Source organism: Ciceribacter sichuanensis, from assembly GCF_024055605.1.
GTDB classification, from domain to species: Bacteria; Pseudomonadota; Alphaproteobacteria; order Rhizobiales; family Rhizobiaceae; genus Allorhizobium; species Allorhizobium sichuanense.
Genome location: NZ_JAMXLX010000002.1, coordinates 17,564 through 44,362, shown reverse-complemented (window position 1 = coordinate 44,362; position 26,799 = coordinate 17,564). Strand labels below are relative to the sequence as shown.

The window sequence follows — 26,799 nt, the reverse complement described above, 5'->3', positions numbered from 1 at the left end:
GGCCTATCTCCTCGGCTGCAGGAACCCGTCGAAGAAGGCGGCGAGTTCGGCATGAGCGTTGAGCGGCAGGACATGAGCGACATACTGGTCGGGGCGGACGATGACGAGGGCGCCGCGTTTCCGGTCGATGCCGCGCAGATCGAAGATATCCGGGCCATTCTTGAGATCGGGGCAGAATGCCTTTTCGTAATCCTTGAGGCCGAACTTGCCTTTCACCGGCAGAAGAAGGGCGGGCAGGGTTTCCGGCGACAGGTCGCGATGGCTCTGCTGGAAGATTGCGCGGAGATCGATCAGCGAATCCACGTCGTCGTCTTCGGGGGTATATTTCAGCAGAGGGGACGCGGGCGAATTCGACAGGAAATCGCAGAGCGCACGGATGGCGGACGACGGGGCTGCCGGGTCCTCATCGGGGGCGAAGGCGAAGAGCCTGAATCGACCATCGGCTTTCAGGGCGTGGCCGAGATGCATGGGCTTCGCATCGGCCAGCCGGACGACCGGCACGGAATGGAAACGCATGCCGATCGGATAACCGGCCGCAAGATGTTGATGGGTTGCCGGTCCGGTGAGCACAGACGGCGCATAACAGGTCATGGTCCCGGCCGTGTAGCGGCCGTGCTGCACGAAGTATTTCTGGACTTCCGCCGGCTCGACGCCATCGGGGTTCGTGTCCGATTTCAGCGGGGCGCTCAACATTTTCGCCCATTCGCGATCGAAGTCGATGAGATCCTGGGCAATGGCCTGACGCTCGGCCGAATAGCTGTGCAGCAGTTCGGGGCCTGAACGTCCCTGAAGGACATAGGCGAGTTTCCAGCCGAGATTGAAGGTGTCCTGCATGGAAACGTTCATGCCCTGACCGGCCTTGGGGCTGTGGGTGTGGCAGGCGTCGCCGGCGATGAAGATATGGGGCAGGCGGGTCCCGGCGTCCTGTTCCGGCACGTCGTCGAACTTGTCGGTCAGCCGCTGGCCGATTTCATAGACGGACCACCAGGCGACTTCCTTCACCTCGAGACTATAAGGCCGCATGATCCGTCGCGCCGCTGCAATGAGTTGGTCGAGAGTGATGTTACGGCTCGCGACGCGTTCGTTTGCGGCGAGCTTGTCCAGTTCGACATAGATGCGCACGAGGTAGCCGCCTTCGCGGGGGATGATCAGGATGCTGCCTTCGTCGGCGGACTGGATCAGCGCCTTCAGCCGGATGTCCGGGAAGTCGGTAACGGCAAGAACGTCCATCACGCCCCATGCCTGATTTGCGGAATCGCCCTTCAGCTCCCGGCCGAGGGACTTGCGCACCGTGGACCGCGCGCCGTCGCAGCCAGCCACATAGCGCGCCCTGACCTGTTCGGTTTCACCTTCATGGCCGCTATCCAGCCGTTCCAGGGTGGCGGTTACCGGATAATCGCCGGCGTCCGGATCGATCGTCAGGTCGACCAGGCGACGGGAATAGTGGGGTTCGAGCCGGTTCGGCGAATTGCGCATGATGTCGAGATAGAAATCGTGCACGCGCGCCTGATTGAGGATGACATGGGGGAACTCGGAGAGGCCGTCTTCCACGTCCTGCACTCGGCCATGTCGGACGACGTTGTTACTCGCGGCCGCATCCGGTCTCCAGAAGGCGGTTTCATTGACCCAGTAGGACTCGCGAAGCACGCGCTCCGCAAAACCGAAGGCGTTGAACATCTCCATGGTGCGGCAGGCGATGCCATCGGCCTGACCGAGCCGAAGCGGTCCGTCCCTCTGGTCGACGATAGCCGTATTGATATCCGGAAAGGACGAGAGCTGGGCAGCGAGCGTCAGCGCCGCCGGACCGCAGCCGATGATGAGCACATCGACTTCGGCAGGCAAGGCCTCGGGGCGTGTCGTGTCCTCAGGAGACTTCGAAGAGACCGATACGTCCGGATCGCCTGTTCTGAACCCGTTGAGATGAAACTGCATTGCGATTGCTCCTCCGCTTGGTGCCGATGAGAACGGCATCCCGGCCAACATCGCTGTTGCCGGAAAATCCTCGTCCTTGATTTTGCGTGACGGCTGTCCTCCTCCGTCGATGGATAAGTAAGTATGCTTATTAAATTGCCGTGTCAATGGTATGTATGCTTATTAAGTGGACGCAACGATCCTGATAATGTGGACCTTGCAGGCGAAACATGGCTGGTCACTGGCCGGGCGGTGAGGAATTCCGTGTGTGGTCAGCGCCTTATCAGCACCACCGGAAGCGCCAATTCACGCGCTGCGAGGATCTTGCCGTAACCGGCATTTCCACCGGAGTTGCGGCAGACGAGGTGGGTGATCCTGTGCCGTTTCAGCAATTCGGCCTCGAAGCGCGGGTCGCCGGAGGGCTTGCCGAGGATCAGTTCGAAATCCCGGAAGCCGAGCGTCTTCTCTGGCGGGTCGACCATGCGGATGACGAAGTGGCAATCGTCGCGCTTCTGGAAAGCGGAGAGGTATTGGCGGCCGAGCGCGAGGAAGGCGCGGGCGCCGCCCGGCAATGCCGCCGCCGCCTCTTCCAGCGTGTCCACCTCGGTCCACCGGTCCTTGTCGTCGCGCGTCCATGATGGCCGGTCGAGACGTTCCAGAGGGACGCCGGCGCTCTCACAGGCGAGGCGGGCGTTTTCCGAAATCCGGGTCGCGAAGGGGTGGGTGGCATCGATCACCCGGTCGATATGGTTTTCTGTCAGAAATCTCGCCAGCCCTTCGACACCTCCGAAGCCGCCGATGCGGACGGTGCCAGCAATCGGGGCGGGGTTGGCGGTGCGGCCTGCAAGCGAGGTCAGGACATCCACCTTCCCCTCCGCGACCAGTCTGGTTGCAAGATCGGCGGCCTCCGCCGTGCCTCCAAGGATCAGGATCTTTTCCCGCATTTCAGGGCGCCCGACCAATGATCCTGCCCTGCCGGTCGGTCACCACCACATCGACTTCGACCGGTGCGCCGCGTAGCGTCTCGATGGCTGTGCGCCGTGCACCCTCCGCGATCTGGGTGGCAATGTCGATATCATTTTCCTTTGTTATCCCATAGACTTCCAGAGCAGTATTCGCGTCCTTGATCCTGTCTTTGATTGATTGATCTAGGTTTTTGACGCAAGACAATGAAAGAAAATAGTTATTGTCGATCTGGCTTCGCGAGGAATGGAGATCGAGTGCGCCCTGTGCGAGCTTGGCCATCTTGGCGAAACCGCCGGCAATCGTCAGCCGTGGAACAGGGTGCGCGCGCAGGTATTTCAGCAGGCCGCCGGCGAAGTCCCCCATGTCGAGCAGCGCACCATCCGGCAGTCCGTGCAGTTGCTGGGCGGTTTTCTCCGATGTCGATCCTGTCGCGCCGAGAACATGGGTGATGCCTTCGGCGCGGGCGACGTCTATGCCGCGATGGATCGAATGGATCCAGGCAGCGCAGGAAAAAGGATGGACGACGCCGGTGGTGCCGAGAATGGAAAGGCCGCCAATGATGCCAAGGCGCGGGTTCCAGGTCTGCCGGGCGATCTCGTCTCCACCGGGGATGGCGATGGTGATCTCGACATCGCCCGGAAGCCCGTGTTCAGAACAGAGCGCCATAACCTCCGCCGACATCATCGAGCGCGGAACCGGATTAATCGCGGCTTCGCCGACCGCGATCGGCAAGCCGGGGCGCGTCACCGTGCCGACCCCGTCGCCGGCAGCAAAGCGGATACCGCTTCCGGGCGGCAAGGGGCGCACCGAGGCAAATACCGTTGCACCATGAGTGACATCCGGATCGTCTCCGGCATCCTTGACGATGCCGGCCATTGCGTAACCGTCGCCGAGGGTTTCGAAGGCCAGCGCGAAGGCCGGTTCCTCGCCGCGTGGCAGTCGGACGGTGACGGGATCGGGGAATTCGCCCGTGATCAGCGCCGTCAGGGCCGCCTTGGTCGCGGCAGTCGCACAGGCTCCCGTCGTCCAGCCGGTACGCAAGGGACCTTCGGGCCGTTCGGTGCGGCCTTCTGCGGGAGCGTTCGGGGCGGGTTTTTCGGCGTCGGTCATGGCGCTGTTATAGGCGTTCGCGGGCTCGACCGAAAGCGTCGCGAGCGGCTTCTCCGATTGCAATTTCGTCATGCGAAGCATAGAGCAAGACCATGAGTTTCGATCCCTTTTCCGATCTGCCTTCGATGATGCCCGGCCATGTCTGGCTGGCGGGTGCTGGGCCGGGCGATCCCGGTCTCCTGACGCTGCTTGCGGCAAAGGCTCTGGCCGAGGCGGACGTGATCGTCCATGACGCACTGGTCAACGAGGACTGCCTGAAGCTCGCGCGTGCCGGTGCAGAACTCGAATATGCGGGAAAGCGCGGAGGCAAGCCTTCCGCCAAGCAGCGCGACATTTCGTTGCGGCTGGTGGAGCTTGCCAGGGAGGGTCGCAAGGTTTTGCGCCTCAAGGGCGGCGATCCCTTCGTCTTCGGTCGTGGCGGTGAGGAGGCGCTGACGTTGATCGAGCATGGCGTGTCGTTCCGCATCGTTCCCGGCATTACCGCCGGTATCGGCGGTCTTGCCTATGCCGGCATTCCGGTCACCCATCGCGAGATCAATCACGCCGTCACCTTCCTGACCGGGCATGATTCCTCCGGCGTCGTTCCCGACCGGATCAATTGGGAGGCGATCGGCCGCGGTTCCCCCGTCATCGTGATGTACATGGCGATGAAGCATATCGCGGCCATCAGCGCCAACCTGATTGCCTCGGGACGCTCGCCGGACGAACCGGTTGCCTTTGTCTGCGATGCAGCGACTCCATCGCAGAAAGTGTTGGAGACGACGCTCGGCAGGGCAGTCGAGGATGTCGCTGCATCCGGTCTTGAGCCTCCGGCCATCGTCGTGGTCGGTGAGGTGGTGCGTCTCAGGCCTTCGCTCGACTGGCTCGGTGCCTTGTCCGGGCGCGCGTTGCTGCCCGATCCGTTTGCCCACCGGCAGAGGAAGGATAGCGCATGAGCGGGCTCCTGATCGCAGCGCCGTCTTCGGGTGCAGGCAAGACGACCGTGACGCTCGGGCTGCTCCGGGCGCTGAAACGGAACGGCTATTCGATTGCCCCCGGCAAGGCCGGCCCCGACTACATCGATCCGGAGTTTCATGCCGCGGCAAGCGGAGAGACCTGTCTCAATTTCGATCCCTGGGGCATGCGCAGCGAATTGCTGCTCGCCAATGCCGCCATCCACCGTTTCGGCGGCAAGGATCTCGTGATCGAAGCGATGATGGGACTGTTCGACGGAGCGGCCGACGGTCGCGGCTCGGCGGCCGATCTGGCGTCGATCCTCGGGCTTTCCATCATTCTCGTGGTCGATTGCGCCAAGGCGTCCCATTCTATTGCGGCGCTGGTCAGCGGCTTTGCCAATTTCCGGATCGATACCCGCGTCGTCGGAGTCATCCTCAACCGGGTCGGCAGCGACCGGCACGAGACGATGCTGCGCGAGGCACTCGGCGGCATCCGCATGCCTGTGATGGGCGTCATCCGCAGCGATGCGTCGCTGCATCTGCCAGAGCGGCATCTCGGTCTCGTTCAGGCCGGCGAACATGGCGAACTGGAAGATTTCATCGACAGGGCGGCCACGACCGTCGAGGCGGGCTGCGATCTCGATGCGATCATGCGCACGGCCCGACATATTCCCGACCGTGCGTCGGAAGCCAATATCGATCGCCTTCCGCCGCTTGGGCAGAAGATCGCCGTCGCGCGAGATGTCGCCTTCGCCTTCTGCTACGAGCACATGCTGCTCGGCTGGCGCCGGCGCGGGGCGGAAATCTCGTTCTTCTCACCGCTTGCCAACGAGCCCCCGTCAGCCGAAGCCGATGCGATCTATCTGCCGGGCGGCTATCCGGAGTTGCATGCGGGAACGCTTGCCTCTGCGTCCGTCTTCCGGGCCGGAATGCTCGATGCGGCGGCCCGGGGCGTGAAGATCTACGGCGAGTGCGGCGGCTACATGACGCTCGGCGAGGCACTGGTCGATGGCGACGGCGTAAGCCACGGGATGCTCGGTCTTCTTCCTGTCGTCACCAGCTATGCCCAGCGAAAGCGCCATCTCGGTTACCGCTCGCTGGTGCCGCTGACGGATTTCTTCATGGAGCCGATGTCCGCGCACGAGTTCCACTATGCATCGATCGTTTCCGAGGGCGATGCCGACCGCCTGTTTGCAGTCGAAGACGCCTTGGGCGTGGATCTGGGGCAGGTGGGACTGCAGCGCGGAAATGTGGCCGGCTCCTACATGCATCTGATCGATCTTGCGAGTGCCGAGGCATGAGCGGAACGGTCATTCACGGCGGCGGCATCACGGTTGCCGCGGCGCGCTTTGGCGGTCGGGCAGAAGACTGGCTCGACCTTTCGACCGGCCTCAATCCTTGCCCGCCTGAATTGCCGGAGGTGCCGTTACGCGCCTGGCATCGTCTGCCGGATCGCCATCTTGAACTCGATGCACGCCGGGCGGCTCAAGCCTTTTACCGGACGGGCGAAGTCCTGCCCTTGCCAGTGCCGGGCACGCAATCGGCGATCCAGATGCTGCCACGCCTCGTCGCCAGCGACAGACCGGTCGCCATCCTGTCGCCCACCTATGGCGAATATGGTCGCGTGTTCGAGGCTGAGGGGCGCTCGGTCGAGCGGATTGCCGGGCTTGAAAATGTCGATACTCGGCACGGCCTTGTCGTGGCGGTCAATCCGAACAATCCGACGGGGAGGGTTTTCCAGCCTGAGCAGTTGCTGGAGGTAGTGGAACGCCTGTCGCAGTCCGGTGGATTTCTGGTGGTCGATGAGGCGTTCGGTGACTGTGTGCCGGAGGTCAGTGTCGCAGGAGAGGTGATGCGCCGCCCGAACCTCATCGTCTTTCGTTCATTCGGCAAGTTCTTCGGCATGGCCGGTATTCGTCTCGGCTTTGTGGTTGCTGCGCCTGCGATCCTTGAGAGGATGGAAAGCTGGCTTGGGCCGTGGGCCGTCTCCGGCCCGGCGCTTTCGGTGGCTACCTCTCTGCTTTCCGGCGAGACGGACAGCATTCTTCAAGGGATCGCCGCGCGGCGTGCGGCGCTCGGTGCCGTGCTCGCCGATGCTGGCTTGCGCGTCAGCGGAGGCACCGATCTCTTCGCGCTGGTGGAGGATGACGAGGCGGCGACACTCCACGAACATCTCTGCCGCTCACATATCCTCACCCGCGCCTTCGACTATGCGCCGACATGGCTGCGGATCGGCCTTGCGCCCGATGAGGAATCAGACCGGCGTTTGGCGCAGGCATTGAAGGCATGGAGGCGATGATGGGGGCTTCGGTCCTTGCCGCGCTCGCGCTTGCGCTTCTCATCGACCGTGTTGTCGGGGACCCTCCGGCGGTCTGGGCCCGCGTGCCGCATCCGGTCGTGGTGTTCGGCAAGGCGATTGCTTTTTGTGACCGGAATTTCAACCGTTCCGGAGCGCCGGATGCGATCCGGCGACGAAATGGTGTCATCGCCATCATGGCTTTGCTTTGCCTGTCGCTCTTCGTCGGCGGGATGCTGGAAGGGATCTTTGCAGCGTTTGGTCCGCCGGGCTTCGTTCTCGAGGTGCTTGTTGTCGCCGTGCTTCTGGCGCAGAAGAGCCTTGCCGATCATGTCGGTGCGGTCGCTGCGGGTTTAAGGGCCGATGGAGTCGAGGGCGGGCGGCGGGCGGTTTCGCTGATCGTCGGACGCGATCCCGCGACGCTCGATGCGCCGGCGATCTGCCGAGCGGCAATCGAGAGTCTTGCGGAAAATTTCGCCGATGGCGTCGTGGCGCCAGCCTTCTGGTATGCCATCCTCGGCCTGCCGGGAATCCTTGCCTACAAAATGCTCAACACCGCCGATTCGATGATCGGCCACAAGAACGAGAAATATCGCGATTTCGGCTGGGCGTCGGCCCGGCTCGACGATCTCGCGAACTGGCCGGCGGCGCGGCTCTCCGCTTTTGTCATCGCGCTCGCAGCCCTTTTTTCTCAAGGGGTTGTGGCTGCGAGGCGCTCGCTGTCCGTTGCGCTCAGGGATGCCGGGTTGCACCGCTCGCCGAATTCCGGCTGGCCGGAGGCCGCCATGGCCGGAGCACTCGACATCCAATTGACCGGACCGCGCATCTATGGCGGCCAGCGGGTCAGCGAACCGATGATCAACGGCGCTGGTCGCGCGGTGGCAACCGCGGCGGATATCGAGGATGGCGTGAGGGTTTTCTACTCCGCCTGCCATGTCCTTATCGGCCTTGTGGCGTTGCTTTTCCTGATTGCCGCTGTGTAGAGTGAAGGGACGCGAGAAACGCCGGGCTTAATCTTCTCTTAGCTCTCCAGCTTAACCGGATATATCAAGCTTTCTACTATAACTGCCCCTTGTAAAAATCCTGGGAAACAGGAAATCGACAGGGGACACCATGCGTAAACTGCTTATTGCGGCTTCGGCCTTTCTTGCCTTGCAATTTGCTCCGGTTCTGGCGGAAGCGGGCATGCTCACGGCAAAGATCAACATTTCCACGCAGACCATGACCGTTTCGCAGAACGGTTTCGTGAAATATCGCTGGAAGGTGTCCACCGCGCGCAAGGGCTATGTCACGCCGGTCGGCAGCTACAGCGCCAAGTGGGCGTCGAAAGATCACCGTTCGCGCAAGTATGACAATGCGCCGATGCCGTTCGCGATCTTCTTCAATGGTGGTTATGCAGTCCACGCGACCTACGACCTGAAGCGGCTCGGCTCGCCGGCGTCCCATGGCTGTATCCGCCTGCATCCGGACAACGCGGCGCGCTTCTTCTCAATGGCAACGACGAACGGCCTTAGCAATACGCGAATCGTCATCACCCAGTAAGGTCGGGTGAGGCGCGGTTCTTCAAATTTCCGGATGCCTGGAGCCCCTTGGCCCGTGACGATCAGTCGTTGCCGGCCGCATAACGCAGGCGATTGAGATCGGGAACGACCACATGGCGGTTGTTCTCAATGACGATTACTCCGTCCTTGCGCAGCTTGGTCATCTGGCGGCTGACGGTCTCGATGGTCAGGCCGAGGAAGTCGGCGATATCGGCGCGCGAAAGCGGCAGATCGAAGGTCGTGGCGCTGCCCTTGTCCGGATCGATATGGGTCGCGATCAGGTGGAGGAAGCTTGCGACCTTTTCCTGGGCGGTCTTACGGCCGAGCGTCAGCATCCAGTCGCGCGCTTCGTCCAGTTCCTTGAGCGACTGGATGTGCAGCTTTCGCTCGAGATCCGGCGCTTCGCCAACCATGCGATCGATCAGCGGTCGCGGGAAGGTACAGATCTCGGTATCTGTCGCTGCCTCAGCCGTGATGGTGCTCTCGCCAAGGAATGGGCGACCGAGAAAATCGGGCGCGAACTGCAGGCCGACGATCTGCTGGCGGCCGTCAGCCATCATCTTGGAAAGTTTCACCACGCCGTTCAGGATGTTGCTGTAGCTCGAAACGCGCTCGCCCTGGCCGATGACTTCCTCGCCGGCCGCGATCTTGCGCCGGTTCGAATGCTTGTTGAGTTCGAAAAGCTGGGTGGCACTCAGGGCAGCGCAGACACCACCATGACGTGCCTCGCAGGCTCGACAGACCATTGGGGCCTCGCATTCGCCTGTCGTTCTTTTCAGTACGTCCATTTCAAGAAGATCCTGTCCGGCGCGCTAAACTATCGCTACCACGCCGTTTCACTACGTAGCAGCCTGCCCGAAGGCCAGCGAGTTCTAGTTGAACTCCGATGGTTAATCTACCAGCAAATTGATCGAAGTCAAAGGCAGGGGCTGCGACCGAGCGTATCAGGGGAGTATCCCTGATATTTTTGAGACTGCGGATAGATCCATGCAAAACTCGCTTCTTGCCAAGTATTCCGGCGCTGTCCCGCGCTACACCAGCTATCCCACGGCGCCGCATTTCTACGAAGGTATAGACTGCGGCAAATATGCGCAGTGGCTTGGCGAGCTCGGTGCAGGGCAGGATATTTCGCTATATTTGCATATTCCATATTGCGATCGCCTGTGCTGGTTTTGTGCCTGTCACACCAAACACACGCTGAAATACGAGCCGATCGCGGCCTATCTGAAGTCGCTGAAGCGGGAGATCGCGAGGGTGGGTGGCCTCGTTAGTAGGGATGCCAAGGTTTCGGCAGTGCATTTCGGAGGCGGTTCCCCGACGATGGTCGCGCCCGAGGACATGGTGGACCTGATGAAGGCGCTCCGCGATGCGTTTGCCTTTGGTGACGACGTGGAAATCAGCGTCGAGATGGACCCGAACGACCTTGACGCGCCGCGCTATGACGCGCTGGCCGCCATCGGCATGACCCGGGCGAGCCTCGGCGTGCAGGACTTCAACCCCAAGGTCCAGAAGACGATCAACCGCATCCAGACCTTCGAGCAAACGAAATCCGTGGTCGATGCGGTCAGGGCGAGGGGTGTTCACTCGGTCAACTGCGACATTCTTTATGGACTGCCCCACCAGACGCTCGAGACGCTCGATACGACAGTGCGTGACATCATTTCGCTCTCGCCCGACCGGATCGCACTCTTCGGCTATGCGCATGTGCCGTGGATGAAGAAGCACCAGACGATGATTCCCGAGGATGCGCTCCCGGGCATCGAGGAACGCTTCCAGCAGATGACGAGGGCAGCGAACATGCTGGTCGAGGCCGGTTACGAGCCGATCGGCATCGACCATTTCGCCCGGCCTGACGACCGGCTTGCGGTCGCGGCTCGCAACGGAAAGCTTAGGCGCAATTTCCAGGGCTATACAGACGATGCGGCCGAAGCACTGATCGGGCTCGGCGCGTCCTCGATCGGACAGCTTCCGCAGGGCTATGTGCAGAACATGCCGGCTACCGGTGAATATGAGCGGCTTGCCGATGCGGACGGGCTGACCGTGGTGCGCGGGATCGAGCTCAGCGAGGACGACCGGCTACGGGCTCATGTGATCGAGCAGATCATGTGCCGTTTCGGCTTCTCGTTTAATGGTGTCCGCAGCCTCTATCCGCAGGCAGGCGAGGTGGTGATCGCCGAGGCGCGGGAGTTCTGTGCGCGCAACAGCGACGGCATATGCGAGATCGTCAATGACGACTTCCGGCTCACTGAAGCGGGCAAGCCTTTTGCACGCAGTGTCGCGGCCGTTTTCGACAGCTATCTGGCAAACGGCAAGGGTCGCCATTCCGTCGCTGTTTGAGTTGAGCAACACCTTGACTGCAAATTTCGCGATTGGTGAAACTTGCCATTGGCTTTTAGAATGGTTTTCCCTATGTGGAACTCAGATTTTCGACATATGAGGTATTGGCGTGACCGCTACATTCGACAAAGTTGCCGACATCATCGCTGAAACGAGCGAAATCGACCGCGAGACGATTACGCCGGAAAGCCATACGATCGACGACCTCGGCATCGACAGCCTGGACTTCCTCGACATCGTTTTCGCGATCGACAAGGAGTTCGGCATCAAGATCCCGCTCGAGCAGTGGACGCAGGAAGTCAACGAAGGCAAGGTTTCGACCGAAGAGTATTTCGTGCTGAAGAATCTCTGTGCCAAGATCGACGAGCTGAGGGCAGCCAAGGGCTGATCCGCCTTGGCGCATCGATCCGGAATCGGATGCGATTTTCGGATCGATGCGCGGAATCAAGATGTTAGAGCGTCCTTTGTGCGTCCTGATGGACGCACGGCGCTCTAAGGCGGAGGTTTCCGATGCTGCTTGAATATTTCCAGATGATCGACAAGGTCGAGGCCGTAGACCTCGGCCTTGGCGTGCTTAAGGCAAGGTCCGTCGTGCCGCAGGCAAGCCCCGTCTTCGAGGGGCACTTTCCCGGCATGCCGCTTGTTCCCGGCGTTCTCCTGATCGAAACCATGGCGCAGGCTTCCGGCATGATGCTGCTGGCGGTGAAGAACTTTACCGCCATGCCGTTCCTGATGTCGGTCGACGGCGCGAAGATGCGCACCTTTGTCGAACCCGGCGCGGTGCTTGACATCGAGGCACAGTTGGAACACGACGGCTCCGGCTTTGCTGTGACCAAGGCGAAGATTTCGTCCGAGGGCAAGAAGGTCTGCGATGCGCAGCTCAAGCTCAGGACCATGCCGTTCAGCGAAGTGCCGCTTGCCGATATCGTGCGCAAGCGCGCCACCGAAATCGGCCTCATGGAGGCTATTGCCGCCGCCCGATAGTTCTCTCCGGGCGGCTGGTCGTTTTTGACGGATGCGGGCCGGCCGAGCGCCGTGGCCCGCTGCGCCGGTACCGTTCCGGCGAGAGGATTGAAGATGGTCAAAAAACCGAATGATGTGGTGATCACCGGCATCGGCATCGTGACATGCCACGGAACCGGCAAGGAGCCGCATGTCGCGCTTCTGTCTGCGGCCGGCGCTCCGGCTCCCGTCGTCGAGACGGAGAAGTTCAAGCCGTATCCGGTTCACCCCATGCCCGAGATCGACTGGTCGCAGCAGATCGCCAAGCGTGGCGACCAGCGCCAGATGGAAAACTGGCAGCGGCTCGGCGTCTATGCCGCCGGTCTGGCGCTCGATGATGCGGGCCTGAAGGACGACGCCGAGGCTTGCTCGACAATGGACATGATCGTTGCTGCCGGCGGCGGCGAGCGCGATATCAACGTCGATACGCTGATCGTCAACGAGGGGCTGAAGCGCAACGACCGCGCGCAGCTCGTCAACGAAAAGCTCACCACCGAGCTGCGCCCGACGCTTTTCCTCGCGCAGCTTTCCAACCTGATGGCGGGCAACATCTCGATCGTGCACAAGGTCACCGGTTCTTCGCGCACCTTCATGGGCGAAGAGGCCGCCGGTATTTCCGCCGTCGAGACCGCGTTTGCACGCATTCAGGCCGGGCAGTCGACACACACGCTTGTCGGCGGCGCATTCATTGCCGACCGCGATGACATCTTCCTTCTGGTCGAAGGTATCCAGGCCCATGCGACGGGCGACTGGCATCCGATGTGGCAGCGCCAGCCGGATCATGGCGGCGGTATGGTGCTCGGCACCGTCGGCGCATTCCTGATGCTCGAGTCACGGGAGCATGCGGAAGCGCGCGGCGCCCATATCTATGCCTCGATCGACGCCATCGAAGGTGACCGCGGCCGGCGTGAAGATGGCGGGCTCGAAAAGCGCCTGAAACGCATGGCATCGTCGGTTGCCGCCGGAGCGGGCAAGGGCACGCTCGTGCTTTCCGGTGCGAGCGGCATGTGTGACCTCTCCGCCCGTGAGAAGACGGTTCTGGAGGATGCATTCCCAGGGGCTTCCGTCCGCGGCTTCGGCGGCGTGACGGGTCATGCGCTCGAGGCTCAGTTCCCGCTCGGCCTCGCTCTTGCCGCGCTTGCGCTCGATGCGAAGTCGGTGGTGCCGTCCTTCGACGAAAAGAACGAAGGCGTCATGACAAAGCCGGCGACGGATGCCGTGGTGACGACGGTGGGATATGTGCGCGGCGAAGGCATGGCGCATCTTTCGGCCGAAGCGTGAGGAGATAGGATCATGACGGAATCTCGTTTCAAGGACCATCTTGGCCGTCCCATCATCGCCGTGACCGGCATGGGCGTCATCACCTCGCTCGGGCAGGGCCTTTCCGACAACTGGGAAAAGCTGACCGGCGGCGTATCCGGCATTCACAAGATCTCGCGTTTCCCGACCGAGGGCCTGAACACCCGCATCAGCGGTACCGTGGATTTCATCGAACTGCCGGCCGTGAACGCCGTCGAGCGCTCCTATGCCATGGCGCGCGAAACCACCATCGAGGCGCTGGCCCAGGCAGGCCTTTCCGGCGATTTCGACGGTCCTCTCTTCCTCGCCGCCCCGCCGGTCGAGCCGGAATGGGATGACCGCTTCAATCTCGCGGAGCGCACGCCGCCGGAAGACAACGAGGGCCACGCCTATCACCGCCTTCTGGCTGCCATGCGCGCCAAGGCCGATCCGGTGTTTCTGGAAGCCGTTCAGTTCGGCTCGATTTCCGAACGGCTCGCCGATCGCTTCGGCACGCGCGGCCTGCCGGTGACGCTGTCGACCGCCTGCGCTTCCGGTGCCACCGCGATCCAGCTCGGCGTCGAGGCAATCCGCCAGGGTCGCACGGAACGGGCACTGACGGTTGCGACCGATGGTTCGGTCGGCGCTGAAGCGCTGATCCGCTTTGCGCTGCTTTCGGCGCTTTCCACCCAGAACGATCCGCCGGAAAAGGCTTCCAAGCCGTTCAGCAAGGACCGCGACGGTTTCGTCATCGCCGAAGGTGCAGCGACGCTGGTGCTGGAATCGCTTGAAGCGGCCGTTGCGCGCGGCGCCAAGGTGCTTGGCATCATGAAGGGTTGCGGCGAGAAGGCCGACCATTTCCACCGCACGCGCTCTTCGCCGGACGGCGGACCTGCAATCGCCACGATCCGGGCGGCTCTCGAGGATGCCGGCCTTTCGGAAGAAGCGGTGGGCTATATCAACGCCCATGGCACGTCGACGCCTGAAAACGACAAGATGGAATATGGCGCAATGCTGTCCGTTTTCGGCGAGCGGTTGAAGGACCGGATTCCGGTTTCCTCCAACAAGTCGATGATCGGTCATACGCTGACGGCCGCAGGCGCGGTCGAAGCCGTGTTCTCGATCCAGACGATGCTGACGGGAACGGTTCCGCCGACGATCAATTACGTCAATCCCGATCCGGCAATCGTTCTCGACGTGGTTCCGAACGTGAAGCGGTCGGCCGATGTTTCGGTCGTGCTGTCGAACTCCTTCGGCTTCGGCGGACAGAACGCCAGCCTTGTCATGACGCGTGAACCGGCTTAAGCCACGGGTCACACGCAATCTAGTTACCAGATAAGAACGCCCTCAGGGCGCGAGGATAGACCTTATGCGCGCACTCCAGCTCGTCGAAGACCGCAAGCTTGAAATCGTGGACCTGCCGGAACCGGAAGCGCCGGGTCCCGGCGAGGTGACGTTGCGCGTCAAGGCCGTCGCACTCAACCATATCGACGTCTGGGGCTGGCGCGGCATGGCGTTTGCGAAGCGCAAGATGCCGCTGACCATCGGCGCCGAAGCATCAGGTGTGGTCGAGGCGATCGGTCCGGGTGTCGCCAACGTCCTGCCGGGGCAGCTCGTTTCCGTTTATGGCGCGCGCGTCTGCGGGCTGTGCAAGCCCTGCCGCGAAGGTCGTGATAACCTCTGTGAACATGTCGGCGGTGTGCACGGTTTCCACCTCGACGGCTTCGCGCAGGAGAAGATGAACATTCCGGCTCGTCAGCTCGTACCCGCGCCTCCGGGCATCGATGCTGTCGCCGCCGCCGTTGCTCCCGTCACCTTCGGCACCGTCGAGCACATGCTGTTCGACAACGCCAAGCTTGAACCCGGTGAGACCATTCTGGTGCATGCTGGCGGTTCGGGTATCGGCACGGCTGCGATCCAGCTGGCCAAGAAGATCGGCTGCACAGTCATCACCACCGTCGGTTCGGACGACAAGATCGAAGGGGCAAAGGCGCTTGGCGCCGATCACGTCATCAACTACCGCACCGACCGTTTCGAAGGCGTCGTGCGCAAGCTGACCAAAAAGAAGGGCGTCGACGTCGTCTTCGAACATGTCGGCAAGGATACCTGGGCAGGCTCCATGCTTTGCCTCAAGCGCGGCGGACGTCTTGTCACCTGCGGCTCGACCTCCGGAGTGTCGACCGACATGAACCTGATGATGCTGTTCCAGCAGCAGCTGAAGCTGCTCGGCTCGTTCGGTTGCCGCATGGAGAACATGGCCAACGCCATGCAGAAAATGGCACGCGGCATCGTGCATCCGGTGATCGATACGGAAGTCGGCCTTGAAGATATCGATCGCGCGCTCGCCCGCATGGAGGGGCGGCGGGTGTTCGGCAAGATCATCCTCAAGATGGACTGACCCTTGCGGCCGCTCGTCACCAAGATCGTTCTGGCGTTTCGCCGCTTCCCGCAATGGCTGGTGGCGAAGCTGGTGCTTATCCTGCTGCGGGTGCTGAAATTCCTGCCCGCCGATGCGGCGATCAACGCCTCCGACCGGGTGGTCCGCTTCGTCGGACCGAAGACGTCGCGTCACAGGCTGATGCTGACCAATCTCCGCAACGCCTTTCCGGAAAAGACCGAAGCCGAGATCCAGAAGATTGCCGGCGACGCCTGGGGGCATATGGGCCGTCAGCTTGCGGAATACGTCTTTCTCGACGAACTGTTCGACTTCGATCCCGAACGCCAGGGCGAGGGCCGGGTGGAGGTTTCAGGCGTTCCGATCTTCATCGATCTCCTGGAAAATCCGCGCCCGTTTATCGTCTTTACCGGACATACCGGCAATTTCGAGATGCTGCCGGTGGCAGGTGCTGCCTTCGGTCTCTATGTGACCGTGCTGTTCCGTCCGCCGAACAATCCCTATATCGCCGACATGGTCTTCGACTTCCGTCGCGCCCGCATGGGCAATCTCGTGCCGTCCCATGCCGGTTCATCCTTCCAGCTGGCCCGCCAGCTGGAAGCCGGCGCAGGCGTTGGCGTTCTCGTCGACCAGAAGTTCAAGAAGGGCCAGCCGACGACCTTCTTCGGTCAGGATGTCCGCACCAATCCGCTGCTCGCCAAACTTGTGCGGCAGTTCGGTTGCGAGGTCTATCCGGCCCGCTGCATCCGCCTTCCGAACAACCGCTACCGGCTGGAAATCGAGCCGAAGGTTGAGCTGCCGCGCGACAAGGACGGCCGCATCGACGTGCAGGGCACGGCCCAGTATCTCAACGACAAGGTTGAATCCTGGGTGCGGGAATATCCGGAGCAGTGGCTCTGGTATCACGACCGCTGGAACATCAAGAAAAATATCTAGTCCAAATCAGCCGTTTGCGAGCAGATCATCGCTGTTGCGACGCGATTGCATTTGTCGCAAAGGCGGTACTGTATCGTTACAACCGGCATTTCCGTGAATGTTGCGCCTGCACTTGGGCAGAACTATGAGGCGGCAATACCTGACTTTTAGCTAGTTGAACGTGAGATACATTCATGTTAACTCGCTGGAAATAGAATGAGACCTTTGGTTGTATTTTGTGTGCGTCTTCGCTGCGTGCGGCGGTGTTGTCTAGGGGTGGTGCCAATTGACCTCAAACGAGTCCCATCAGGAGCGTCTGCTGCCCCTGTTCGAGGCGGTCTCGATGAAGAGCGTACAGCTCCAGCAGGCTATCCGCGTCGGTGACGACCGACTTGTGCGGTTGCTTGACCGCGAACTCGATCCGCTGATTTCTGCCGTGGTGAACTACCGGGCCGCGGATATGCGGGAGATACACCTTCAGTTGCGCTTCGTCGGCAACCTGATCCGCGAGGATGCCGATGATCGGTCGTGCATACTCAGGCATGCGGCAACCCTTTCAATCCTGCTGGACCGGTATTTCGGTTCAGAGACGGAGACGTCGGGCGACGTGCCGACGGACGCTCCGAAGCGGCTGGGGCTGGTTGAGGACGACCTTCTCAACGAATCCATTCTGAACAACCTTCCCGATCGTGTCGCAGTGATCACGCTCGACCACCGCTATCTCTACGCCAATCCGGCGCATGCGAGTTTTGTTGGTAGCACGCCCCTCGATCTGGTCGGGCGCCGAATCTTTGATTTTCTCGGAGACATCGAGGCTGGCGTTGCCATTGAGAAGAACCTCGACCGCTGCTTTGCCGGCGAGCGAGTGGATTCCAGCTATTTCCATAGGGAAGAGAGCCGCTGCAGCATGATGCGCTGCAGGCTGACGCCGCTGCGCACGCCTCGCGGCGAAGTGATCGGCGCCGTCATGATGCTGATGGACGGCGTCAAGGCGGCGGGCGAAATCGCCGCCTGACGATAGGTTTTCAGCGTTAAGCCAAGATCGCTGCCGGGATCAATTCCGATCCGTTTCAGTTCGGTCCGGATGCTGCCGCGTCGTTGGGGATCTGCGGCAGCAGGTATTCCCGCTCGAAGGCGATGTGGCGGCGCATGCCCTCGAAGAAGCCGCGCAACATGTAGCCGACGGCCTCCATGTTGGCCGGCAAGCCCGAGCCGAGCTTGAGCAGGGCGTCCGTTAGTTCCTCTGCGAAACACTCATCCTCGAAGTGTTCGAATTTCAGCCGGTCGAGGGTGTCATGCAGCCGTGGAGTCGCCGATAACGCGGTCTCGATCCACGGGAAGAGGACCGTTTCCTCATAGTGGTGGACGCCCTTGATCAGCGGACCCAGCGCCTTGGCAGCATAGATGCACTTCTGCCGGTTGATGCTGGCCGGGAGAGAATCAGCGATCTCCTCGAGCTCGCTACAGAGCGCTAGTTGTTCCTCGTGCGCCTTGCTGAGCCAGGCGAGAGAACGTCGCTCATCCCTGAGTACGTTGAGCGGCGGGAAGGGGGCTGTTCCGTTGTCCGGATCCTTGTTTGTTGTCTTGCCGTGCATATCCGCTTTCTCCGGCGCGTCGATGGGTCGCGTGTGATGTTGCCTCGTGTTTCCAGCTATCCCCAATCGCCCTCACGCAAGGTTTTCCGTGTTCCTCCCCTTTGGAACGCGAAACAATCGGGCGACAATGCAACTTTTCCTAAAAGAGCGCCCCCTTGCATTGATTTGGATCAAGGTGTCTTCTCAGTGCGAATGCGAATTCTGCAAACGACGCAGGGGGAATCTGCTCGCGAGCGACGAGATGACCCCTGTGAATGATCAGCAAGCCGTTGGGGGATTCCAACAATGAATTACACGTTAGAAACAATGGTGATGGCGGTGCTCGCCTTCGCCGCGCTGCTGGGGGCGGCTTTCGCCTACGACAGCCTGTTCGCGACCCATATGTGGGTTGCGTTCTTCGTGCTCACAGCGGGCACGATCGTCATGCTGCGGCGGATGCAGTTCGCACCGGTGAACGCGAAGACTGCCGCCCAGATCAAATCCGAATACTTCGATGAAGTGGTCAAGTACGGCGTCATCGCCACGGTGTTCTGGGGCGTGGTCGGCTTTCTGGTCGGCGTCGTCGTGGCTCTCCAACTGGCATTTCCGGATCTCAATATCGAACCGTGGTTTAATTTTGGCCGCATGCGTCCTCTGCATACGTCCGCCGTCATTTTCGCCTTCGGTGGCAACGCGCTGATCGCCACGTCTTTCTATGTGGTACAGCGCACGTCGCGCCAGCGCCTCTTCGGCGGTTCGCTCGGCTGGTTCGTATTCTGGGGCTACAACCTGTTCATCGTGATGGCTGCGACCGGATACCTGCTCGGTATTACCGAAGGCCGCGAATACGCCGAACCGGAATGGTATGTCGACCTCTGGCTGACCGTGGTCTGGGTTGCCTACCTGATCGCCTTCATCGGGACGATCTTCACCCGCAAGGAATCGCACATCTATGTCGCGAACTGGTTCTACCTGTCGTTCATCGTCACCATCGCGATGCTACACATCGTCAACAATCTGTCGATGCCTGTGTCCTTCCTCGGCTACAAGAGCTACTCGCTCTTCTCGGGCGTACAGGACGCACTGACCCAGTGGTGGTATGGCCATAACGCCGTCGGCTTCTTCCTGACTGCGGGCTTCCTCGGCATGATGTACTACTTCGTGCCCAAGCAGGCCGGCCGTCCGGTCTATTCCTACCGCCTGTCGATCATCCACTTCTGGGCTCTGATCTTCATGTACATCTGGGCCGGCCCTCACCACCTGCACTACACCGCGCTGCCCGACTGGGCCCAGACGCTCGGCATGGTCTTCTCCATCATGCTGTGGATGCCCTCCTGGGGTGGCATGATCAACGGTCTGATGACGCTCTCGGGCGCATGGGACAAGATCCGCACCGACCCGATCGTCCGCATGATGGTCATCGCCATCGCCTTCTACGGCATGTCGACCTTCGAAGGCCCGATGATGTCGATCAAGGCTGTCAACTCGCTCAGCCACTACACCGACTGGACCATCGGTCACGTTCACTCGGGCGCTCTTGGCTGGGTCGGCATGATCACCTTCGGTGCTGTCTACTACCTGACGCCGAAGCTGTGGAACCGCAACCGCCTCTACTCGCTGCGCTTGGTCAACTGGCACTTCTGGCTCGCAACCCTCGGCATCGTCATCTACGCCGCCGTTCTGTGGGTCGCCGGTATCCAGCAGGGCCTGATGTGGCGCGAATACGACAGCCAGGGCTTCCTGGTCTACTCGTTCGCCGAATCGGTCGCCGCGCTGTTCCCGTACTACGTGCTGCGTGCCGTCGGTGGCGGTCTCTACCTCCTGGGTGGCATCGTCATGGCCTACAACGTGCTGATGACAATCCTCGGCTACGAACGCCAGGAAGCTCCGATCCCGGGCTCCACCGTTCCTGCCGTTGCTGTCCAGCCGGCTGAATAAGAAGGAAGGCTTTCATGTCCATTCTTGATAAACACGCAATCCTCGAGAAGAACACGAGCCTTCTGTTCCTCGGATCCCTGCTGGTGGTCACCATCGGCGGCATCGTGGAAATCGCTCCGCTGTTCTATCTCGAGAACACCATCGAGAAGGTCGAGGGAATGCGGCCTTACTCACCGCTCGAACTCGCGGGCCGGAACATCTACATCCGCGAGGGCTGCTATGTCTGTCACAGCCAGATGATCCGTCCGTTCCGCGACGAGGTGGAGCGCTACGGTCACTACTCGCTGGCAGCGGAGTCGATGTTCGACCATCCGTTCCAGTGGGGCTCGAAGCGGACGGGACCCGATCTCGCCCGCGTCGGCGACCGCTACTCGAACGAGTGGCACGTTCAGCACCTGACCGAACCGCGCGACGTCGTGCCGGAATCGATCATGCCGAGCTACGCCTTCCTGAAGACCACGCCGCTCAAGGTCACCAACGTTGCCATGGACCTCAAGGCCAACCGCACCGTTGGCGTCCCCTACACGGACGAAATGATCGAGAACGGCGTAGCGGATCTTGCCGCTCAGGCGGACCCGAATGCGGATACCTCGGCGCTGCTTGAACGCTATCCGAAGGCCAAGGTCGGTGACTTCGATGGCAATCCGGCTCAACTCTCCGAGATGGATGCGCTTATCGCCTATCTCCAGATGCTTGGTACGCTCGTCGACTTCTCGACCTACGACGACGCGACCGGTTATCGCTGAGGAGGAGCACATGGAAACCTATACGGCCATGCGCCACTTCGCAGACAGCTGGGGCTTGCTCGGCATGACGTTGTTCTTCGTGGGCGTCGTCGTGTTCACCTTGCGGCCCGGCGGAAAGAAACCGGCCGATGATGCGGCACGCATCCCTCTCAAGGAGGACTAAGAGATGGCACAAAAACACATTGACGAAATCAGTGGCGTCGAAACCACTGGCCACGAGTGGGACGGCATCCGCGAACTGAACAATCCGATGCCCCGCTGGTGGGTCTACACCTTCTACCTGACCATCCTGTGGGCCATCGGTTACACGATCGCCTATCCGGCCTGGCCGCTCCTGAAGGAAAACACCAAGGGCATGCTCGGTTTCTCCAGCCGCGCACAGGTCGCGGTGGAGCTGAACGATGCCAAGGCGGCCCAGTCCGTCTTCGTCGAGAAGATCGCGGCGCTTCCGCTGGCCGAGATCGTTGCCGATCCGGAACTGGCCCAGTTCGCAACGGCTGGCGGTGCTGCTGCCTTCAAGGTCAACTGCACGCCCTGCCATGGCTCCGGTGCTTCGGGTGGCGTCGGTTATCCGAACCTCAACGATGACGACTGGCTGTGGGGTGGCGATCTCGAATCGCTCCACACCACGATCGCCCATGGCATCCGCTATGACAGCGATCCGGATACCCGCGTTTCGGAAATGCCGGCTTTCGCCGACATTCTCGAGCCCGAGCAGGTCAAGCAGGTTGCCGCCTACGTCATCAGCCTGACCGCTACCCCCTCGGATGCCGCGCTTGTCGAGCCCGGAAAGCAGGTCTTCGCAGACAATTGCGCCTCCTGCCACGGCGAGGACGCCAAGGGCGGCCGCGACTTCGGTGCACCGAACCTCGCAGACGCCATCTGGCTGAAGGTCAACGGCGAGGCCGAGATCGCGCAGCAGATCTCGCGTCCGAAGCACGGCGTTATGCCGGCCTGGAGCGCCCGCCTGGGTGACGCCACCGTCAAGGAACTGACTGTCTACGTCCACTCGCTGGGCGGCGGCGAATAAGTCCGGAAGGCTGCGGCGGAGACAGGCCACACCCTTCGCTGCGGCTCCTGCCATCTCGCTCTTTAAGCCACGCCCTTCGGGGCGTGGTTTTTTGTCGCTGGGTGTCGGTGGCCGTTGAACGAAATCAAGCGCAAACCGACAATTTCAGCTATTATCCCGCCAATACCGGAAGTTCATATAGTGTATTTCATATCCATTGCGACGCTTCGCCGCTGCTTGATATAAGTCAAGGCGAGTTATCATGCCAAATGGGAGAAGAAACACCGAACAACGAGGTCTCCGATGAATCTGCATGCTGACAAAGGGAAGGCGGCCGAGCCCGCAGAAGTCGAACGTCTGGACGCCGAGGCGGTGATGTCGGCCAAGACGCGCCGACCGCTTTACGAGGCGCGCAAGAAAATCTTCCCGAAGAGGGCGGAGGGGCGTTTCCGCCAGTTCAAGTGGCTGGTGATGTTCATCACTCTCGGTATCTACTATCTCACGCCCTGGCTGCGTTGGGATCGCGGTGAATTTGCTCCCGACCAGGCCGTCCTGATCGACCTTGCTCACCGGCGCTTCTATTTCTTCTTCATCGAGATCTGGCCGCAGGAATTCTTCTTCGTTGCGGGCCTTCTGGTCATGGCCGGTTTCGGTCTCTTCCTGATTACCTCGGCGGTCGGCCGCGCATGGTGCGGCTATACCTGTCCGCAGACGGTATGGGTGGATCTGTTCCTTGTGGTGGAACGGGCCATCGAAGGCGACCGTAATGCGCGCATGAAGCTTGAAAACGCGCCGTGGAGCTTCGACAAGATCTGGAAACGCGTATCCAAGCATGCAATCTGGCTGGCGATCGGCGTGGCCACCGGCGGCGCCTGGATCTTCTACTTTGCGGATGCGCCGACGCTCCTGATGGATGTCGTGACCGGGCAGGCGCAATCCGTCGCCTACATGACCGTCGCCATCCTGACCGCCACGACCTATGTGTTCGGCGGCCTGATGCGCGAGCAGGTCTGCATCTACATGTGCCCGTGGCCACGCATCCAGGCGGCGATGCTCGACGAGAATTCGCTGGTCGTCACCTATAACGACTGGCGCGGCGAACCGCGTTCGCGCCATGCCAAGAAGGCCGCGGCGGCCGGCGATATCGTTGGCGATTGCGTCGACTGCAACGCCTGCGTCGCGGTCTGTCCCATGGGTATCGACATTCGCGACGGGCAACAGCTTGAATGCATCACCTGCGCGCTGTGTATCGATGCCTGCGACGGCGTGATGGACAAGATCGGCAAGCCGCGCGGGCTTATCGCCTATGCGACGCTTGATGAATACCAGGGCAATATGGCGCTCGCGACCAATAACAGCACGACAGCGATCAATCCGCTGAACATCCGGACCGCCGATGGCTCGTTCAGCGACAAGGTCCGGCACTTCAACTGGCGGATCATCTTCCGGGCGAGGACACTGCTTTATATGGGCGTCTGGTCGGCCGTGGGTATCGGTCTTCTGGTTGCGCTGTTGAGCCGCGACCGGTTGGAACTCAACGTGCTGCATGACCGCAATCCGCAATACGTGCTCGAATCCAACGGTTCGATCCGTAACGGCTATACGCTTCGCATCCTCAACATGATCCCGCAGCCCCGCAACATCGTGGTGTCGCTCGATGGACTGCCGGATGCGACGATGAAGGTGAACGGCGTTTCCTCCGATGCGGTGCGTTCGTTCGAGGTCTCGGTCGAACCGGACGAAGCGACCACGCTCAAGGTATTCGTCACACTGCCCGGAGATCAGGTAGCATGGGAATCGGAGCACTTCCGCTTCACAGTCAAGGACGCTGCCGGCGACGAGGAGAACTCTTACAAGGCCGTATTCAACGGACCCGGAGTGAAGAAGAAATGAGTGCTGCAGGCAACGAAAAGGCCGGGTTCGTTTTCACCGGCTGGCATATGGCCGCTCTTCTGGTAACCTTCTTCGGTGTCATTATCACCGTAAACATGACGATGGCCTATTTTGCTTCGTCGACGTGGAGTGGCCTCGTGGTGCAGAACACCTACATCGCCAGCCAGGAATTCAACGGCAAGGCGGCCGCGATCCGCGGCATGCTGGCGACCGGCATCAAGGGCAAGCTCGAGGTCAAGGATGGCAAGATCGTCTATACCCTAATGCTTCCGGGCGACGAGCCTGTCGTCGCGGACGAGGTGACGGCCCACTTCAAGCGGCCGGTCGGCGAGCATCAGGATTTCGTCGCGACGCTCATCCCGACCGGAAGCGGCGTCTACGTTGCCGAACATGACGTTGCCCACGGCCACTGGATTGTCGAGGTGAAGGCCATGAAGGACGGCCAGTTGATTATGCACGAAGCCAACCGCATCGCGGTGATTGGAGAGCAGAAATGAGCTGCTGCGCAGCCGGCACCGAGGGAGCACTCGATATCGAGCGGGCAGGGCATGCCCTGCCGAGTTCGGAGGAGTTGCGTCTCTCCAGTCGCGATGTCGGCGAAGGCCTTCATCAGGTCGACCTGAGCGTGCCGGCCGTGCATTGCGGTACCTGTATCACCACTATCGAAGGCGTGCTGCGTGCGCTTCCGGAGGTGCAGCGGGCGCGCGTCAATCTTTCGACAAAGCGCGTTTCCGTGGTGTGGAGGGATGAGGTCGAGGGACGGCCGACGGACCCTGTCGGCATAGCAAGAGCCATCGCCTCGACCGGTTATGAATCCCATCTGTTCACGCCGGCGGAGGAGGCTTCCGACGAATTGCGCAACAAGCTGGTTCGCGCCGTTGCGGTTTCCGGCTTCGCGGCGACCAATATCATGCTGCTTTCGGTTTCCGTGTGGTCGGGGGCGGATGCCGCCACACGCGACATGTTCCACTGGATTTCGGCAATGATCGCCGCGCCGGCGCTGATCTATGCCGGCCGGTTCTTCTACCAGTCTGCCTGGAACGCGATCCGACACGGTCGCACAAATATGGATGTGCCGATCGCCATCGGCATCACGCTTTCCTACTTCATTTCCCTCTGGGAAACGATCAATCACGGCGAGCATGCATGGTTCGACGCGACGGCCTCGCTCCTGTTCTTCCTGCTGATCGGCCGGACGCTCGATCACATGATGCGGGACCGGGCGCGCTCTGCGATCAGCGGCCTTGCACGGCTCAGCCCGCGCGGCGCCATGGTGGTTGCGGAAGACGGTTCACGCGAATACCGGCCGCTTGAGGAAATTCGCGTGGGTGACAGCGTGGCCGTTGCCGCCGGTGAACGTGTGCCGGTGGATGGCCTCATTCTTTCGGGTGCCAGCGACATTGATGTGTCGATCGTTAACGGCGAGAGCGCACCACTGCAGGTCACGAGCGGAGACGCCGTGCAGGCGGGCACGCTCAGCTTGACCGGTTCGCTGGTGATCGAAGCGAGAGCAACGGCCAAGAACTCGTTTCTTGCGGAAGTCATCAACCTCATGGAAGCCGCCGAGGGGGGCAGGGCGCGCTATCGCCGCATTGCCGACCGCGCCGCGCAGTTCTATTCGCCCGCCGTGCATCTGACTGCCTTCATCACCTTCATGTCCTGGGGCTTTTACGACGGAGACTGGAAGCATGCGCTGCTGGTGGCGGTCGCCGTGCTCATCATCACGTGCCCATGCGCGCTCGGCCTTGCCGTGCCGGTCGTACAGGTCGTTGCTGCTGGACGTCTCTTCAAGTCGGGCATCATGGTGAAGGACGGCTCGGCGATGGAACGGCTGGCCGAAATCGACACCATCGCCTTCGACAAGACCGGCACATTGACGCTCGGCAGGCCAAGACTGATCGATGTCGCCGAGGTGGACGCCAGTGCTTTTGCCATAGCGGCGGGGCTGGCCGCCCATTCCCGCCATCCGCTTTCCGAGGCGCTGTGGCAGGCGGCAACGGTTCCGGCGAGGTTTTTTTCGTCCGTGACGGAAATTCCCGGCGCCGGCGTGGAAGCCCGTTCCGTTGAAGGAACCTACCGGCTCGGCAGCCGCAAGTTCGCTCTCGGCGATGCGGCCGGCCTGTTCGCCGATCACGCCTTCTCGGAAGTCGTCCTGTCGCTCGACGGACGTGAATTGCAGGCCTTCCGTTTCGAGGATACGCTGCGTCCCGGCGCCGAGGCTGCCATCGCACTTTTGAAGAAGCAGGGCTATTCCATCGGCATTCTCTCCGGCGACCGTGCCGCAGTGGTGGGCGCGCTTGCCAGACGGCTCGGCATCGACAACTGGAAGGCGGAGCTCGCCCCGCGCGAGAAGGCGGAATTCTGCGCTTCCGTACAGGCCGAGGGACACAAGCTGCTGATGGTCGGGGACGGCATCAACGATGCACCGGCGCTCGCGGCGGCCCACGTCTCCATTGCGCCGGCGACGGCTGCAGATGTCGGTCGGCAGGCAGCGGACTTCGTCTTCATGCGGCAGAATCTCGAATCCATCGCTTTCGCCATCGAGGCTTCACGTCGGGCAGGGCGGCTCATCCGTGAGAATTTCGTGCTTGCGATCGGCTACAACCTCATTGCCGTTCCAATAGCCATTCTCGGCTATGCCACGCCGTTGATCGCCGCCGTCGCGATGTCCACTTCGTCGATCATCGTCGTCGTCAATGCCCTTCGGCTGAACCGGCTCAACCTGCGCTCGGAAGGGGAAACATCCCAGCCGGCCGCCGGTTTTCCGGCTCCGAATGCAAGGCTTGCATCATGAACATGCTCATCTACCTGATCCCTATCGCGCTGTTTCTCGGCGGGTTGGGATTGTTTGCCTTCCTCTGGTCGCTGAAGAGCGGTCAGTACGAGGATCTGGAGGGCGCTGCATGGCGCGTCCTCGACGATGCCGACGACCGCCCGGAGAAGTGATCGAGAT

The 26,799-nt window shown here is 61.4% G+C and carries 26 protein-coding genes; 21 read left to right on the top strand and 5 right to left on the bottom strand.

What is annotated here, in order from left to right:
* Positions 1-3: 3 nt before the first annotated feature.
* The 3 genes from NBH21_RS06610 to NBH21_RS06600 form a co-directional block, all read right to left on the bottom strand.
* The gene (locus tag NBH21_RS06610) at positions 4-1,932 is read right to left on the bottom strand and encodes an FAD-binding monooxygenase (protein WP_250916244.1); all 1,929 of its coding nucleotides are present in this window, start codon (positions 1,930-1,932) and stop codon (positions 4-6) included.
* 251 nt (positions 1,933-2,183) lie between these two features.
* On the bottom strand, positions 2,184-2,855 hold the full coding sequence (locus NBH21_RS06605; RefSeq protein ID WP_250916245.1) for a cobalt-precorrin-6A reductase: 672 nt from the start codon (positions 2,853-2,855) through the stop codon (positions 2,184-2,186).
* Between the two features lies 1 nt (position 2,856).
* Complete coding sequence (locus tag NBH21_RS06600; RefSeq protein ID WP_250916430.1) at positions 2,857-3,987, bottom strand: cobalt-precorrin-5B (C(1))-methyltransferase; 1,131 nt, start codon at positions 3,985-3,987, stop codon at positions 2,857-2,859.
* A 92-nt stretch (positions 3,988-4,079) separates the two neighbouring features.
* Here NBH21_RS06600 and cobA point away from each other — a divergent pair, with 92 nt between their 5' ends.
* The 5 genes from cobA (at position 4,080) to NBH21_RS06575 (ending at position 8,760) form a co-directional block, all read left to right on the top strand.
* On the top strand, positions 4,080-4,922 hold the full coding sequence (gene cobA / locus NBH21_RS06595) for a uroporphyrinogen-III C-methyltransferase (protein WP_250916246.1): 843 nt from the start codon (positions 4,080-4,082) through the stop codon (positions 4,920-4,922).
* Positions 4,919-6,223 (top strand): cobyrinic acid a,c-diamide synthase CobB, encoded by a 1,305-nt coding sequence (locus tag NBH21_RS06590; RefSeq protein ID WP_250916247.1) that lies wholly within the window; start codon positions 4,919-4,921, stop codon positions 6,221-6,223. Before cobA ends, NBH21_RS06590 begins: the two co-directional genes overlap by 4 nt.
* Entirely contained in the window at positions 6,220-7,221 is a 1,002-nt protein-coding gene (gene cobD, locus NBH21_RS06585) for a threonine-phosphate decarboxylase CobD (protein ID WP_250916248.1), read from the top strand. Before NBH21_RS06590 ends, cobD begins: the two co-directional genes overlap by 4 nt.
* Complete coding sequence (gene cbiB / locus NBH21_RS06580) at positions 7,221-8,201, top strand: adenosylcobinamide-phosphate synthase CbiB (RefSeq protein ID WP_250916249.1); 981 nt, start codon at positions 7,221-7,223, stop codon at positions 8,199-8,201. The genes cobD and cbiB overlap by 1 nt, the downstream gene beginning before the upstream one ends.
* A 130-nt stretch (positions 8,202-8,331) precedes the next feature.
* Complete coding sequence (locus NBH21_RS06575; RefSeq protein ID WP_250916250.1) at positions 8,332-8,760, top strand: L,D-transpeptidase; 429 nt, start codon at positions 8,332-8,334, stop codon at positions 8,758-8,760.
* 61 nt (positions 8,761-8,821) lie between these two features.
* Here the strand turns inward: NBH21_RS06575 and NBH21_RS06570 are convergent, their stop codons facing one another.
* The gene (locus tag NBH21_RS06570; RefSeq protein WP_250916251.1) at positions 8,822-9,547 is read right to left on the bottom strand and encodes a Crp/Fnr family transcriptional regulator; all 726 of its coding nucleotides are present in this window, start codon (positions 9,545-9,547) and stop codon (positions 8,822-8,824) included.
* Between the two features lie 199 nt (positions 9,548-9,746).
* Between NBH21_RS06570 and hemN the strand changes: the two genes are divergently transcribed.
* The 8 genes from hemN (at position 9,747) to NBH21_RS06530 (ending at position 17,701) form a co-directional block, all read left to right on the top strand.
* Positions 9,747-11,096: an oxygen-independent coproporphyrinogen III oxidase gene (gene hemN / locus NBH21_RS06565; RefSeq protein WP_250916252.1), complete on the top strand. Its 1,350-nt coding sequence runs from the start codon at positions 9,747-9,749 to the stop codon at positions 11,094-11,096.
* Positions 11,097-11,205: 109 nt separating this feature from the next.
* Positions 11,206-11,484, top strand: coding sequence for an acyl carrier protein (locus tag NBH21_RS06560; RefSeq protein WP_003502893.1), 279 nt, complete (start codon positions 11,206-11,208; stop codon positions 11,482-11,484).
* Positions 11,485-11,606: 122 nt separating this feature from the next.
* On the top strand, positions 11,607-12,080 hold the full coding sequence (locus NBH21_RS06555) for an ApeI family dehydratase (RefSeq protein ID WP_250916253.1): 474 nt from the start codon (positions 11,607-11,609) through the stop codon (positions 12,078-12,080).
* A 93-nt stretch (positions 12,081-12,173) separates the two neighbouring features.
* Positions 12,174-13,379, top strand: coding sequence for a beta-ketoacyl-ACP synthase (locus tag NBH21_RS06550; RefSeq protein ID WP_250916254.1), 1,206 nt, complete (start codon positions 12,174-12,176; stop codon positions 13,377-13,379).
* Between the two features lie 12 nt (positions 13,380-13,391).
* Positions 13,392-14,681: a beta-ketoacyl-ACP synthase gene (locus NBH21_RS06545; protein ID WP_250916255.1), complete on the top strand. Its 1,290-nt coding sequence runs from the start codon at positions 13,392-13,394 to the stop codon at positions 14,679-14,681.
* A gap of 64 nt (positions 14,682-14,745) precedes the next feature.
* The gene (locus NBH21_RS06540; RefSeq protein ID WP_250916256.1) at positions 14,746-15,774 is read left to right on the top strand and encodes a zinc-binding dehydrogenase; all 1,029 of its coding nucleotides are present in this window, start codon (positions 14,746-14,748) and stop codon (positions 15,772-15,774) included.
* A 3-nt stretch (positions 15,775-15,777) separates the two neighbouring features.
* Entirely contained in the window at positions 15,778-16,707 is a 930-nt protein-coding gene (locus tag NBH21_RS06535) for a lipid A biosynthesis lauroyl acyltransferase (protein WP_250916257.1), read from the top strand.
* A 265-nt stretch (positions 16,708-16,972) separates the two neighbouring features.
* Positions 16,973-17,701, top strand: a complete 729-nt coding sequence (locus NBH21_RS06530; RefSeq protein WP_250916258.1) for a PAS domain-containing protein — start codon at positions 16,973-16,975, stop codon at positions 17,699-17,701.
* 55 nt (positions 17,702-17,756) lie between these two features.
* Here the strand turns inward: NBH21_RS06530 and NBH21_RS06525 are convergent, their stop codons facing one another.
* Positions 17,757-18,281: a hemerythrin domain-containing protein gene (locus NBH21_RS06525; protein WP_250916259.1), complete on the bottom strand. Its 525-nt coding sequence runs from the start codon at positions 18,279-18,281 to the stop codon at positions 17,757-17,759.
* A gap of 285 nt (positions 18,282-18,566) precedes the next feature.
* Here NBH21_RS06525 and ccoN point away from each other — a divergent pair, with 285 nt between their 5' ends.
* The 8 genes from ccoN (at position 18,567) to ccoS (ending at position 26,792) form a co-directional block, all read left to right on the top strand.
* Complete coding sequence (ccoN, locus tag NBH21_RS06520) at positions 18,567-20,198, top strand: cytochrome-c oxidase, cbb3-type subunit I (protein WP_250916260.1); 1,632 nt, start codon at positions 18,567-18,569, stop codon at positions 20,196-20,198.
* Between the two features lie 14 nt (positions 20,199-20,212).
* Positions 20,213-20,944, top strand: coding sequence for a cytochrome-c oxidase, cbb3-type subunit II (ccoO, locus tag NBH21_RS06515; protein WP_250916261.1), 732 nt, complete (start codon positions 20,213-20,215; stop codon positions 20,942-20,944).
* A gap of 10 nt (positions 20,945-20,954) precedes the next feature.
* Positions 20,955-21,107: a cbb3-type cytochrome c oxidase subunit 3 gene (locus tag NBH21_RS06510; protein WP_099057967.1), complete on the top strand. Its 153-nt coding sequence runs from the start codon at positions 20,955-20,957 to the stop codon at positions 21,105-21,107.
* 3 nt (positions 21,108-21,110) lie between these two features.
* Entirely contained in the window at positions 21,111-21,974 is an 864-nt protein-coding gene (gene ccoP, locus NBH21_RS06505; RefSeq protein ID WP_250916262.1) for a cytochrome-c oxidase, cbb3-type subunit III, read from the top strand.
* 282 nt (positions 21,975-22,256) lie between these two features.
* A complete protein-coding gene (ccoG, locus tag NBH21_RS06500) occupies positions 22,257-23,846 on the top strand; it encodes a cytochrome c oxidase accessory protein CcoG (RefSeq protein ID WP_250916263.1) in 1,590 nt (529 codons plus the stop codon).
* On the top strand, positions 23,843-24,343 hold the full coding sequence (locus NBH21_RS06495; protein WP_250916264.1) for a FixH family protein: 501 nt from the start codon (positions 23,843-23,845) through the stop codon (positions 24,341-24,343). Before ccoG ends, NBH21_RS06495 begins: the two co-directional genes overlap by 4 nt.
* On the top strand, positions 24,340-26,640 hold the full coding sequence (locus tag NBH21_RS06490; protein ID WP_250916265.1) for a cation-translocating P-type ATPase: 2,301 nt from the start codon (positions 24,340-24,342) through the stop codon (positions 26,638-26,640). The genes NBH21_RS06495 and NBH21_RS06490 overlap by 4 nt, the downstream gene beginning before the upstream one ends.
* Entirely contained in the window at positions 26,637-26,792 is a 156-nt protein-coding gene (gene ccoS, locus NBH21_RS06485) for a cbb3-type cytochrome oxidase assembly protein CcoS (RefSeq protein ID WP_250916266.1), read from the top strand. Before NBH21_RS06490 ends, ccoS begins: the two co-directional genes overlap by 4 nt.
* Positions 26,793-26,799: the final 7 nt, after the last annotated feature.